We start from the raw sequence: 13407 nt of genomic DNA on the forward strand, positions 1-13407 counted from the left end.
GCCGGGATCGAAATTGCCGTACTGCCTCACCGTGACAGGAACCACTCGACAGTCTTAGGCAGGTCGCGCATATCGCTGATCACGGCGGCAACGCCCAGTTCACGCAACGCCACATCATGGCCTGCCGGAATGTGGCTTGCGCCGGTGAAGCCGATTACCTGCATCCCTGCGGTTCGAGCGGCCAATACGCCGGTCGGGCTGTCTTCGACCACCAGGCAGTGTCCAGGTGCAACCCCCATGCGCTCTGCAGCGAGAAGGTACACATCCGGCGCAGGCTTGGGCGAAGGCACCATCTCGGCACAGAAGATATTGCCCGCCACGCGCTCGATCAGTCCGGCGCGGCGCAGGGATGACTCGACATTGTGCAGCCGGCTGTTGGACGCGACGGCCAGCGGCAGCTCAATCCCTATCAAAGCTTCGCGAACGCCCGGGATCGCCTGAACTTCATCTGCGACGATTTTTTCCGACTGGCGCCGCAGATCTTCATCGAAAGTCTTCGGCAGCTTCAGGTCGAAGCGCTTTTCTATCAGATCAATAATGCTCGGCACGGTCAGGCCAAAGGTGCCCTCCAGCGCTTCGTGCAGCCGCTCGGCCGGTACATGAAGGCTCAAGGCCTCGAACAGCACGCGGTGGCTGATGATTTCGCTGTCGACGATCACGCCGTCGCAGTCACTGATCAGCAGATCGATTGTGGCCATTGGGTCTCCCATTGGTTGAAGCGCAGTCGTTATGCAGCGGCTCCCCGAGGGGAGGCAGGGCTTGGACTGCAATGGGTCCGCCGAGTTTTATATCCGGAGGTTTACCCACGATGGGGGCTGCTTAGTGCCCCATCGCTAGCAATCCCGACATGCGCATTTTCTTCAATACCGCCCCAGCCGCGCGCTCTATCTTCGCCGTCATCTCTCATGATTCTTCAGGAGCTTTTAATGAGTCTTTTGCTGTCCATGGCGGCCTTTGCGCTGGCCTCTTCCATCACACCCGGCCCCGTCAATATCGTTGCGCTTAGCGCTGGCGCGCAGTTTGGCTTACGTCAGGCCATGCGCCACGTCAGCGGGGCGACTATCGGTTTTACAGGGTTGTTGCTGTTGATAGGCCTGGGACTGAACGAGCTGCTGGCTCGCTGGCCATGGCTGACCGCATCCATCAAGTTGGCTGGCGTTGCATTCCTGGTTTATATGGCGTTTCGCCTGGCAACCGACGACGGCCACCTGGCAACTGACAAGCCTGCACTTGCGCCCTCCCTGCTTCACGGCGCGGCGATGCAATGGCTCAACCCGAAAGCCTGGCTGGCATCGGTGGCGGGCATGGGATTGTTCGCCGCGGCAGGCGATCTCATGTCGGTTGGACGCTTCGCTGCCATCTACTTCGTCATCTGCTATGCATCGCTGGCGTGCTGGGCCTACGCCGGCACATTTCTGCAGCACTACCTTCAGGAGCCCGCCCGGCTGCGCCTGTTCAACCGTCTTATGGCCGCGTTGCTGCTGGGATGTGCGCTTTACTTGCTGTTGCCCTGACGCTGGGTGCGTCGAGCGTCGCGGTAATGCCCCGGCGTCGCCGCCAGCAATTGCTTGAAGGCACGCTGCAGGTGCGCCTGGTCAGCAAACCCTGCCGCCAGCGCAACATCCGCGATAGGCCGGCCATGCCGCAACTCGGAGCGCGCGAATTGCACACGACGGTTGGTCAGATAAGCATGCGGAGTCATACCGAAGTGCTTCTTGAATGCACGAATCAGGCTCGACGGCGAAACACCTGCCGCATGACTGATCTCGTCCAGCATGAGCGACCGCGGGTAGTTCTCAGCGATGAATTTCGCAGCGCGCTGCAGCTTCGCATCACTCACTGGGGCGACCTTCTCGAACCCCAGCTGCTCATGCAGGGAAGTGAAAAACGATACGGCAGCATCCTCCTTGTGCAGCGGCGCCGCGTCTTCGTCGGTGAGCACTGAATAAAACCGATCGAAGCCAACTTGCAACCGCGGATCGCGCGTCAGAATCGCAGAGAAGCGGCGAAAGCCGACGCCGGCCATGCCCAGTCCATCCTGAAGCCCGCTAAGCCAGGCCGTGTCGACATAGAGCATTCGGTAAGCCCAGGGCTGATTCTGGATTGGGTTGCACGCATGGACGTCCCCGGGGTTCATCAAGACCAACGTGCCCGCCTCGATCCGGCACTGGTACTCCCCGTTGATATAGCTGCTGGTACCGCTATCGATCAGCCCGATGGAAAATGTCTCATGGCTGTGCCGTGCATAGCAGACGCTTCGACCATCCAATACCGTTCGTGCCTCGATGAACGGCAAGCTGGGATCGCGCCAGAAACTGGATTTAGCACGTACCGGTTGATCATCGAACGTCGCATGAGCCATGGCAACACCTTCACCGTGTAGCTGAGCGCTTAAGGTTAGCGGCCTGGGCAACTTTTTACATGGCGCTCGGATCGGATAATGCAGAAAAACCGAAACGTTAGCCGATCTTATTATTGGCAGATTTCCGGGAAATGCGTGGGCGCCACTGGTAATGCACCACCGAAGCCCGAAGCACGGTAGATGGTGAAAAACATCGCCCTGAACGACTTATCGCACCAAGCAGGCCGCAGAACGGCTTCGTCTGTTTCACTGTCCGAAGCCTACTTATCCATGAATCAGGGCCCCATGAGTCTTCAAATCTCGAAGCGCATTATTACCTTAAGCACAGGGGCGCCCCGCGCGTCAGCCAGAACCGGCGTCCCTGGATCCTTCACAGCCGTGGTTATATCGGCAGTACTGATGGCCCTGGCCGGCTGCGGTACGCAACAGCCGGAAGTGCCAGCGCCGCGGCCAGACGAGGTCAAAGCGAAGATCGTCCGGCTGATACCCAGCAACATTCCGGACCGGCAGGGTTGGGCCACTGATATCTATTCGGCATTCGATGCCCTGGATATTCCGCCAAACAATGAAAATATCTGCTCGGTGCTAGCTGTCACTGTTCAGGAATCCACATTTCAGGCGACACCGCCGGTTCCGGGTCTATCGAAAATCGCTCGGGAAGAAATCTACCGCCGCGCATCCCGGCTGCATGTCCCGCGCTTCGTTGTTGATGCGGCGCTCGATGTGAAGTCACCGAACGGAAAGACCTACAGCCAGCGACTTGCAGCTGTGCGTACCGAAGAACAGCTGAGCGCGATCTTCGACGACTTCCTCGGCATCATGCCGCTCGGCAAACAGCTATTCGGCACGCTCAACCCGGTGAAGACTGGCGGACCGATGCAGGTCAGCATTGCGTTCGCCGAAGACCGTCGTTGGGAGTATCCCTATGAGCGCAAGGGCTCGATCCGCGATGAAGTATTCACTCGGCGTGGCGGTATGTACTTCGGCATCGCCCACTTGCTCGACTATCCGGCCAGTTATACAGAACCGCTGTATCGTTTTGCTGACTTCAACGCAGGCTGGTATGCGAGCCGTAATGCGGCGTTTCAAAATGCCGTGAGTCGACTGACCAGCACCAAATTGGCGCTGGATGGCGATCTCATCATTCATGGCAGCAGCAAAGTCGGTCAGACCGAAATGGCCGTTCGTTCGCTAGCAAGCAAATTGGACATGAGTGAAAGCGCAATCCGCAATGCTTTGGAGCGCGGCGACACTCATGGTTTTGAAAAGACCGAACTCTATAAACGCGTGTTCGCGTTAGCAGAGAAGCGAGCTGGTAAGCCGCTACCGCGTGCAGTGCTCCCCGGTATTCGTCTGGAAAGCCCGAAGATCACTCGCAACTTGACGACGGCCTGGTTCGCCAACCGCGTTAATGACCGTTACGTCGCGTGTATTAAACGCGCCGGTGGGTAAACTACTTAAGCAAGCCATAAATAAAGCTGACGAGGATAGTTTGCAATTGCACATTAGCAATCCGGCTGCGCCTCTTAGTTACCTCTATAAGTAACAGGACGACGCAAACCCATCGACCCAACGGATGCACAGATTGGATGCAGTGCAGCATCTTCATAATGAGCATCTAGCCAATATATATCAGTTAGCAATTAGATATGTCTGGTTAAATCAATGCTCACCCTCGACACCGGCGCATCAAACTGACTTTAGCAGATAAGCAATCACTAACTAAAAACGGGGCTCGCCTAACCGAGCCCCGTCGCTTATCTGGCTAGCGATAGCCTTGCCCATCAGGAGTTGCGGCCGCCACCGTGGCTATTCTGGCCGCCCTTCTGGCCGGCTTCTGAAGCTTTTTCGCGGTCGTTTGCAAAATTGCCACCGCCGCTGCTGCTCTGTCTGCCCTTCTGTCCTGCTTCTGAAGCCTTCTGACGATCATCGGCAAAGTTACCATCGCTGTTCTGGCCGCCTTTCTGGCCTGCATCAGAAGCGCGCCGGGGATCATCTGCGAAGTTTCCACCACTGTTGTGACCGCCTGATTGGCCCGCTTGGGAAGCCTTCTCGCGATCGTTTGCAAAGTTACCCGGATTTCCGCTCTTATCATTCGACATGGGATTTCTCCAGTTACTTGGTATAAACGAAGCGTGGCGGCAGCACTACAACCACCACACTGTTAGGAGAGCAACAAGCGGGCAAGAGTTCTAAAGACGCCCCATGAGACGATAAGCGGCGATATATATAAAATCGAAGTTCTTATGCGCAGAATCGCTGAATCCGATTGCGCTGTAATAGCAACGAAACGGCAAATGCAGCACCGGCGCCGCGTCTATTGGAATATGGATTCAAAGTGCCACCCAGCCAAAATATATCCTGTCTTGCCGTCCGTCCGATGGAACGGTCGGGTCCGATTTGTCAACAAGCTGTAATCCATTTTCGGCACTGTCAGCCGTAAGGAAAGCCGCGACGGCTGGCGCAAGGATGCGACTCTCTAACCATTACTCGAATGAACTCTCGGAGGCGGTATGAGCAGCAAGACCCTTGAAAGACTCGTGAAGCATTCCGATCAAAGTACCAAGCAGCCATTGGAGTTCTGGAAACAGCTGCAGCGCAGCAAAACGGATAACCGTCCCAGCGCTGTAGCCTTGGCAAAACGAGCCGAGCTGGATGTTCAGATGTGCTCGGTCGCCCAGTAGCGCCTATCGGCTGGCGACTTTAGATATGGGCTTGTCGAGGCGCGACCCGTTGCGGGCAAGCCAAACGTTCACAGCTGCGCCGCCCTCTCTTGCCTGAGCAGCAGCCATACAATGAGCAGCCCGCCGACTGCGACCACAGCCGCGCCGAGGAAAATGCTCTGCATACCAATGTACGCGGCCAATAGCCCCATTAATGCACCAGACAGACCCAACGACAGGTCGAAGAACATCGCAAAAACGCTGAGTCCTGAGCTGCGATTGGCAACTCCGACACGAGACACAACGCCCACGCCCAGCGCTGGATAAAGCAGCGAAAGCCCGCAGCCAGTCAGCGCCGAACCAGCCAGGGCGAAACTTGGCGCCTCCGCCAGCCAGAGCAACAGCAGACCGAATATCTCGACCACCAGACACACCATGGCCACCGAATAACCGCCCACACGGTTGATCAGATTGGGGAACAACAAGCGTGTCCCGATAAAGGCAAAGGCGAAAGCGGTCAGACACCAAGCTGCGCCGTCCCAGCCCCGAGCGTTGTAATACAGTGCGATGAACGCGGTAAGGGTGCCGTAACCAATGGTCGCCAGCGCCAGGCTGATACCAGGCGGGGCGACCTTCCACAGTACTTTTCCGAATGGCAAGCGCTTACCGGGATTGAGTGGCGCGTCGCCCCGCCGCCAGGCCAGCACCAATCCTGTAGTAGCCAGGCCCATCGTTACCGCACCAAGACTCCAAAGCCCAAGGGACTGGGCCAAGAACACGCCCAGCGGAGCGCCGATCCCCACACCGCCATACGCCGCCACGCCGTTCCAGGAAATCATTCGCGCGGTGCTTTCCGCGCCCAAGCGGCTGATGCCCCAGGTAATCGCCGATATTCCTATGAGGCTCTGTGCAAACCCAAGGATCAAGCGGCTCGCGACCATCACCCCGATGCTTGCCAGCGGCCAGGATTCGAGCAACGCGGACGCCAGTAGAAGCACGCCGCTTATCAGGCCGGACGCCATACCGATCAGGACGGTCTTCTTCGCGCCCCGCTCGTCTGCCAGCCGTCCGGCGAGGGGTCTACAGAGCAGGGTTGTCAGATACTGCGCACCGATCACCATCCCCGCGATCGCTGTGCTGAAACCCAGGCTTTCATGGATATAGCCCGGCAACGAAGCCAGTGGAATACCAATGGAGATGAACGAGATGAAGTTGAATATGACCAGCGACAGGATGAAGAAAGTGTCGTTGGTAGCCGGTTGTTTCGCAGCGGACATCGGGTCGCCTGTCGGTGGGATGAAGCGATAGAGGTGCGCCGCTGCAATCAGGTATCGATTATCGAGCCGGCACGCTCAACGTCTGACCTTTGAATGGTTTGGATACTCCCTCAGAGCAAGTCATCATACAACCCCAGCGATGCTTTGCAGCACTCATTCAAACTGACTTGATTGCGGTATCCACCTTTGGTCGCCATTGTGGTAATCCGATCAGCACCACCGCACTTACGATCACCGTCATCGCCAGCCATTCTTCGGGACCTATACGCTCACCGGCAAAGCTGATACCCAGCAGCACCGCCACCACCGGGTTCACGTAGGCGTAGCTGGTGGCCGCAGCGGGACGTACATGTTTGAGCAAATAGAGGTAAGCGCTGAAGGCAACGATGGAGCCAAGGAACGTCAGGTAGGCCAGCGCGATCCAGCCTGCCATGGCCGGCACCTGCTGCAGGCGCTCGCCGGTTGCCGCGCTGCCAAGCAGCAGTACGGCACCGCCAATCAGCATTTGCGCAGCACTGGCCATTGCCCCGCTCGGCAGGCTGAGGTGGCGGCTCCACATCGACCCGAACGCCCAGCTTGCTGCGGCGAGCAGCACGATCGCCGCACCCAACGGACTGGCCTGCATGTTGTGGCCTAGATTCAGCAGCCCTATACCGATCAACCCAAGCACGATCCCGCCCCACTCCAGCCCCGTGGTGCGCTGGCCCCAGATCAAGCCGAACAGCAAAGCAAACAGCGGCACGGTTGCGATCGCAAGCGCCGCGACGGCCGAAGCCACACCGAGATGTTCGGCCACCGTCACGCCGCCGTTCCCGAAACTGAGCAGCAGCACGCCAACGATTGCGCAGGAACGCCACTGCTTCGCCGTAGGTAGCGGCGCACCACGCCAGCGCAGCCAGGCGAACATCAGGCTGCCTGCAATGACGAAGCGCAGCCCAGCCAGCAGCATCGGCGGCCAGGATTCGACGCCAATTCGGATCACGAAGTAGGTAGAACCCCAGATCAGATACAGCGCGAGGAACGCGCCCATGAGCAGCAAAGGGATACGACGCGATGGCATGGGGCGGTCCCGGATGGGTGTTGATGACCCATCATTTTAGGTAGGCCGCATGCACAGCGATAAGCACAGCCACGTCTCTGTTTGGCAGTGCAGTTCGCGCCTTGGCGGCTAGCGGTTCAGGCCGAAAGGGTCATCGATGCTGTAGCTCGGCTCGGTAAACCAGCGCGGGCCGTCCTCGGCCATGTAGAAATGATCCTCCAGGCGAATGCCGAACTCGCCAGGCACGCAGATCATGGGTTCATTGCTGAAACACATGCCCACGTCGAGCGGAGTTTGATCGCCGCGCACCAGGTACGGGCTTTCATGAATTTCAAGCCCGATTCCATGGCCAGTTCGATGTGGCAGCCCCGGCAGTTGATAGCCAGGACCAAGGCCACAACCCTCGAGTGAACTTCGTGCGGCTTCGTCTACTTCCTCACAACGGGCACCTAATTGCGCAGCAGCAAATGCTGCAAGCTGAGCCTCTTTCTCGAATGCCCAAATTGCCCGTTGATGTTCATTTGGCTGGCCGAAAACGTAACTGCGGGTGATATCCGACAGGTAGCTATGCACCCGGCAGCCGGTATCGATCAGCACCATGTCGCCCTGCTTGAGAGTCTGAGGGTATTTCACGCCATGGGGAAACGCGCTCGCCTGGCCGAACAGCACGATACAAAAGGTCGACCCCGGTGCGCCGACTGCTCGATGCGCCTGCTCGATGAACTGAACCACTTCGGTCGTGCTGATGCCCTCGCGCAGGATACTGGCCGCCGCTTTGTGCACTTCCAGCGTCATGTCCTTGGCTCGCTGCATCAATGCCAGTTCGGCGCTGGACTTGCGCTGGCGGCAGTACCCGGTGATCACGCTCGCATCGGTGAAGGCATAGCCGGCATCGAGCAGGCGCAGACCGTCAAACATGAAAAAAGGCAGCGATGGGCAGAGACCAATGCATGGGCGCATGCTGGTGTTCGGCTCGATGCCCATGCGACGCAGACAGTCCAATAGCAGCCGATAAGGACTTTCATGTTCCTGCCACCCGTTGACGGCCCCTTCAACGATCATGAAATCGCGGATGGTGCCTTCCTCGAAGGCCGGCGCCAGGTACTCGAGCGCACCCTTTGTGGGCAAGATTGCACCAACCATGCGCTCGCTTGGGCTCCAGCGAACCCCAGTGAAGTATTCGAGGTTGGCGCCAGCACTCAGAAAAATTGCATCAAGTCCGAGTTGCTCCATACGCCGTTGGGCCTTTGCGATGCGCACCTCGTATTCGGCAAGCGTTATCGGCTCGACGCCACCCAGCATGTTGCGCAGACGTTCTAGCGCCTCTTCTTGCGTGCTGCCGCCGACACCGATGGTCATACCTGTTCCCCAGTTACCTACTGAAAGTCCGCCGAATTTAAGTACAGCTTAATTTTTCAAGCAAAGCTTTTTTCAAGCTTCCCGCGAAAATGCCATAACCAGGACTGGCGTGACGCCTTTACGCTGGCCGTATACTGGCCCCATTTGACAGGGCGGGCTCCCATGACAGTTGATCGAATCGGCGAACGTTTGCGCCGCCACAGACGTGCCGCCAACAAGACTCTGAATCAGGTGGCAAAGGAGTCGGGGCTAACGGCAAGCTTTCTCTCCCAGGCCGAACGTAACCTCACGGGCATCTCGATTTCCTCCCTGGCGAACATTGCGAAATCGCTAGGCGTACCACTTAATTCGTTATTCGACCAGCCTAGCCAAGCGCAGCCGGACTCCCATCAAGGCGAGCGCGTCCGCTATACGATCGAGGGCCAGCCCTTGGCCTATGAGCGACTATCGACGAGCTTTCCGGGCAACCTGCTCAATGCAGTCAAGGTGAGCATGCCGGTGGGCTATCAGTCCGAACTCATCGCTCATGAAGGGGCAGAGTTCGCCTATGTGCTCTCCGGTCGGATCGTCTACACAGTGGACGGACGTGACTACCCGCTGGCGAGTGGCGACTCCATACATTTCGATGCGGGCAAACCTCATCATCTGGCAAATGTTGGGGATCAGATTGCCGAAGTGCTGACGGTGACCACCATGGGATTGTTCGACGACCTCACCACTCGCTAAGTGGCACTGCTATTGCTTACTTCCGATCACTGAAACGCCGTCATCGAAATTTAGTGCCGCTTAATTTCGGTTGACCCTGTTTTCAGCATGACTTAATTTCGAGGCAGGCTAGGCTGGTTCATACGGAACCCGTCGCCAACAGTGTTCTGCGCCGAGTGGGCAACCCCCGACGGCGGCACCGGCGTGCAGTGAGCCACTGTTCGGTCCACGAGACCAATCCTCGATGAACATAAAAAAGAATGAGGTTTGCATGCGAAACAACACGTCCATCCGAGCTCTGCTCGCCGCGGGGCTGATTCTTGGCTCGCCCTTGAGCTACGCCGCCAGCAACCTGGTCTATTGCTCCGAAGGCAGCCCCGCAGGTTTCGATCCCGGACAGTACACCACCGGTACAGATTTCGACGCCGCCTCGGAAACCGTATTCAACCGGCTTGCCCAGTTTGAGCGAGGCGGTACTCGCGCCCTCCCCGCGCTGGCGACCGAATGGGAAGTCAGCGATGACGGCCTTACCTACACTTTTCATCTGCGGCCTGGGGTCAAGTTCCACACCACCGATTACTTCAAGCCCAGCCGCGAGTTCAACGCCGACGACGTGCTCTTTACCTTTGAGCGAATGCTGAACAAGGAGCATCCGTTCCGCAAAGCGTATGCCAGCGAGTTTCCCTACTTCGTAGACATGGGCATGGACAAGAACATCACCAAGGTCGAGAAACTCGATGACCTGACCGTGCGCTTCTCGCTCAACCATGTGGATGCGGCCTTCATCCAGAACCTGGCAATGAACTTCGCCGCGATTCATTCGGCTGAGTACGCCGACCAGCTGCTCAAAGCGGGCAAGAGCGAGCAGATCAACCAGAAGCCGATCGGCACCGGGCCATTCGTCTTCAGCCGCTACCAGAAAGACGCGCAGATACGCTTCAAAGGCAACAAGGAATACTGGAATCCCGAGGATGTGAAGATCGACAACCTGATCTTCGCCATCACCACCGATGCGTCGGTACGTGCACAAAAGCTGCGCGCCGGCGAATGTCAGATCACGCTAAATCCTCGTCCAGCCGATATCGAAGCGCTGCAGAAGGATCCGAACGTCGCAGTCCCCAGCCAGCCTGGCTTCAATCTGGGCTACATCGCCTATAACGTACTGCACGAGCCACTCGACAAGGTCGAGGTCCGCAAGGCCCTGGACATGGCAGTGGACAAGAAGTCCATCATCGAGGCCGTCTACCAGGGCGCAGGCCAACTGGCCGTAAATGCCATGCCGCCGACGCAGTGGTCTTACGACGAGAGCATCAAGGGCACCGAATACAACCCTGACAAAGCACGTGAGTTGCTCAAGCAGGCAGGTATTGCTGAAGGCACCGAGATCACTCTATGGGCGATGCCGGTGCAGCGCCCCTACAACCCCAACGCGAAGTTGATGGCTCAGATGATTCAGTCCGACTGGGCCAAGATCGGGATCAAAGCTCGCATCGTCAGCTACGAATGGGGCGAGTACATCAAGCGCGGCCATGCCGGCGAGCACGATGCGATGCTGATCGGTTGGACCGGTGACAATGGCGACCCCGACAACTGGATGAACACCCTTTACGGCTGCGACGCAGTTGATGGCAACAACTGGTCGAAGTGGTGCGATGCCGAGTACGACAAAGTGGTCAAGGACGCCAAGCGCATCACCGATCAGGGTGAGCGAACCGAGCTCTACAAGAAGGCTCAGGCGATCATCCAGCAACAGCTGCCGATCACGCCAATTGCCCACTCGACCGTCTACCAACCGATGCGCAACAGCGTCGAAGGGTTCGAGATCAGTCCGTTCGGACGTAACTCCTTCTATGGCGTAGAAAACAAGCGCTGATAGCGGCAACGACAGGCCAGCCGGCTTGCCTGTCGTGCCTGTCTGACGCGCTCTGTCATTCGCGATATTCAGATCACCGCCGACAGCCGTACCAGTCGCAGAGATGAACGCGCCAATCCAAGGGCTGCGCCGATACCGGGCGTCGGCTGACCAGGAGTTCTGCAACGATGTTCAGCTTCATTGCCCGCCGAGTGGGCCTGCTGATTCCGACTTTTTTTGGCATCACCCTTCTCACCTTCGCCCTGATTCGCATGATCCCGGGTGACCCGGTAGAAGTGATGATGGGCGAACGAAAGGTCGATCCGGAAATGCATGCCCAGGCAATGGAACGCCTGGGCTTGAACAAACCGCTCTACCTGCAGTATTTCGACTACATCGGCAATTTGGCTAAGGGCGATCTCGGTGAGTCGCTGCGGACCCGCACCAGTGTATGGACCGAGTTCACCACGCTTTTCCCTGCCACCCTTGAGCTGGCCTTCGCAGCGCTGATCATCGCGGGCACCCTTGGTGTGTTAGCTGGCGTGATAGCCGCATTGAAGCGCGGTTCGCTGTTCGATCACGGTGTCATGGGCATTTCGCTGGTCGGCTATTCAATGCCGATTTTCTGGTGGGGCCTCATCCTCATCATGTTTTTCTCCGTTGGCCTGGGCTGGACACCCGTTTCAGGCCGAATCGATCTGCTATACGACGTGGAGCCTGTCACCGGCTTCATGCTCATCGACACCCTGCTCAGCGACGAAGAAGGTGCGTTCCTCAATGCCCTCCATCACATGGTGCTGCCCGCGATCGTGCTCGCGACCATTCCACTGGCCGTAATCGCCCGAATGACCCGCTCGGCCATGCTTGAGGTGTTGCGCGAAGACTATGTACGCACCGCCCGGGCAAAGGGCCTTTCGCCCAATCGCGTGGTGTTCGTCCACGGTTTGCGCAATGCGCTGATTCCGGTGCTGACAGTATTTGGCTTGCAGATCGGAACACTGCTGGCAGGCGCAGTCCTGACCGAAACCATCTTTTCCTGGCCGGGCATCGGCAAGTGGCTGATCGAATCCATCGGCGCACGCGATTACCCAGTGGTGCAGAACGGCATCCTGCTGGTCGCCTGCCTCGTCATCCTGGTCAATTTCACCGTGGACATCCTCTACGGCCTGGCCAATCCCCGTATTCGCCACCAGCGCTAAGGAGGCCGAAGCATGAATAGCATCGAGACCCTGCCGGCCGCTGAGCCAGCAACCTATTACCCATCGCCACTGGGTGAATTCTGGACAGCCTTCCGCCGAAACAAAGGCGCATTGGGCGGCCTGATTTTCATGTTGCTACTGATCATATGCGCGGTGTTTGCTCCAGCGCTGGCGCCTCACAACCCCACAGAGCAGTTCCGCGATTTCCTGCTCACGCCGCCGGCCTGGCAGGATGGCGGTACGTCGCAGTTCCTGCTGGGCACCGATGAACTGGGCAGAGACATGCTCTCGCGGCTGATCCACGGCGCCCGTCTCTCGCTCCTTATCGGCTTGGCCTCGGTCGTTTTTTCTCTCGTACCGGGCATCCTGCTCGGCCTGCTTGCAGGTTTTTCGCCGACCCGGCTTGGTCCGTTCATCATGCGTTTGATGGACATCATGCTGGCGCTGCCTTCGCTGCTGCTGGCCGTGGCGATCGTTGCGATCCTCGGCCCTGGCCTGATCAACACCATCTTCGCCATCGCCATCGTGTCTCTGCCCTCCTACGTGCGCCTGACCCGAGCGGCGGTGATGACCGAGCTCAACCGCGACTATGTGACGGCCTCTAAACTGGCCGGCGCCGGCACCTTGCGCTTGATGTTCATCAGCGTATTGCCGAACTGCATGGCGCCGCTGATCGTCCAGGCCACACTGAGTTTTTCCTCGGCGATTCTCGACGCAGCCGCGCTGGGCTTTCTCGGGCTCGGCGTTCAGCCACCCACGCCTGAGTGGGGCACGATGCTGGCCTCGGCGCGCGACTACATCGAACGCGCCTGGTGGGTCGTTTCCCTTCCAGGCCTGGCGATCTTGCTGAGCGTTCTGGCAATCAACCTCTTCGGTGACGGGCTGCGTGATGCGCTTGACCCGAAACTGAAGAACGCCGCATGAGGTGCTCGTCGATGCTTGATTCAAGAC

Annotated in this window: 13 protein-coding genes; 7 read left to right on the plus strand and 6 right to left on the minus strand. The window is 58.3% G+C overall.

From position 1 onward, the window contains the following. Positions 1–26: 26 nt before the first annotated feature. Positions 27–698: an HAD family hydrolase gene (locus EA797_RS04270; protein ID WP_122163913.1), complete on the minus strand. Its 672-nt coding sequence runs from the start codon at positions 696–698 to the stop codon at positions 27–29. 228 nt (positions 699–926) lie between these two features. Between EA797_RS04270 and EA797_RS04275 the strand changes: the two genes are divergently transcribed. Further along, positions 927–1514, plus strand: a complete 588-nt coding sequence (locus EA797_RS04275; protein WP_122163914.1) for a LysE family translocator — start codon at positions 927–929, stop codon at positions 1512–1514. On the opposite strand, the gene EA797_RS04280 is transcribed toward EA797_RS04275, so the two are convergent. Continuing rightward, positions 1496–2362 carry an AraC family transcriptional regulator gene (locus EA797_RS04280; protein WP_122163915.1) on the minus strand — a complete coding sequence of 289 codons (867 nt, stop codon included), beginning with the start codon at positions 2360–2362 and terminating at the stop codon, positions 1496–1498. The genes EA797_RS04275 and EA797_RS04280 overlap by 19 nt on opposite strands. Before the next feature lie 399 nt (positions 2363–2761). Between EA797_RS04280 and EA797_RS04285 the strand changes: the two genes are divergently transcribed. Then, entirely contained in the window at positions 2762–3814 is a 1053-nt protein-coding gene (locus EA797_RS04285; protein WP_208644424.1) for a DUF1615 domain-containing protein, read from the plus strand. Between the two features lie 332 nt (positions 3815–4146). On the opposite strand, the gene EA797_RS04290 is transcribed toward EA797_RS04285, so the two are convergent. Beyond that, on the minus strand, positions 4147–4464 hold the full coding sequence (locus tag EA797_RS04290; RefSeq protein WP_122163917.1) for a con-10 family general stress protein: 318 nt from the start codon (positions 4462–4464) through the stop codon (positions 4147–4149). Positions 4465–4875: 411 nt separating this feature from the next. Between EA797_RS04290 and EA797_RS21760 the strand changes: the two genes are divergently transcribed. After that, positions 4876–5046, plus strand: a complete 171-nt coding sequence (locus EA797_RS21760) for a hypothetical protein (protein ID WP_167468762.1) — start codon at positions 4876–4878, stop codon at positions 5044–5046. 68 nt (positions 5047–5114) lie between these two features. Here EA797_RS21760 and EA797_RS04295 read toward each other — a convergent pair whose 3' ends face one another. The 3 genes from EA797_RS04295 to EA797_RS04305 form a co-directional block, all read right to left on the minus strand. Then, positions 5115–6302 carry an MFS transporter gene (locus EA797_RS04295; RefSeq protein WP_122163918.1) on the minus strand — a complete coding sequence of 396 codons (1188 nt, stop codon included), beginning with the start codon at positions 6300–6302 and terminating at the stop codon, positions 5115–5117. Positions 6303–6459: 157 nt separating this feature from the next. Next, a complete protein-coding gene (gene yedA / locus EA797_RS04300) occupies positions 6460–7362 on the minus strand; it encodes a drug/metabolite exporter YedA (RefSeq protein ID WP_122163919.1) in 903 nt (300 codons plus the stop codon). A 108-nt stretch (positions 7363–7470) separates the two neighbouring features. Continuing rightward, positions 7471–8700: a M24 family metallopeptidase gene (locus EA797_RS04305; protein WP_122163920.1), complete on the minus strand. Its 1230-nt coding sequence runs from the start codon at positions 8698–8700 to the stop codon at positions 7471–7473. 162 nt (positions 8701–8862) lie between these two features. On the opposite strand from EA797_RS04305, the gene EA797_RS04310 reads away from it, so the two are divergent. From EA797_RS04310 to EA797_RS04325, 4 genes are all read left to right on the plus strand, one after another. Continuing rightward, complete coding sequence (locus EA797_RS04310) at positions 8863–9426, plus strand: cupin domain-containing protein (protein WP_122163921.1); 564 nt, start codon at positions 8863–8865, stop codon at positions 9424–9426. Positions 9427–9676: 250 nt separating this feature from the next. Further along, positions 9677–11278: an ABC transporter substrate-binding protein gene (locus tag EA797_RS04315; RefSeq protein ID WP_122163922.1), complete on the plus strand. Its 1602-nt coding sequence runs from the start codon at positions 9677–9679 to the stop codon at positions 11276–11278. Positions 11279–11445: 167 nt separating this feature from the next. Then, positions 11446–12456, plus strand: coding sequence for an ABC transporter permease subunit (locus tag EA797_RS04320; RefSeq protein ID WP_122163923.1), 1011 nt, complete (start codon positions 11446–11448; stop codon positions 12454–12456). A 12-nt stretch (positions 12457–12468) separates the two neighbouring features. Next, entirely contained in the window at positions 12469–13380 is a 912-nt protein-coding gene (locus tag EA797_RS04325) for an ABC transporter permease subunit (protein WP_122163924.1), read from the plus strand. The last annotated feature ends 27 nt before the right edge of the window (positions 13381–13407 follow it).

Origin of the sequence: Stutzerimonas zhaodongensis, assembly GCF_003696365.1 — a bacterium.
GTDB lineage: Bacteria > Pseudomonadota > Gammaproteobacteria > Pseudomonadales > Pseudomonadaceae > Stutzerimonas > Stutzerimonas zhaodongensis.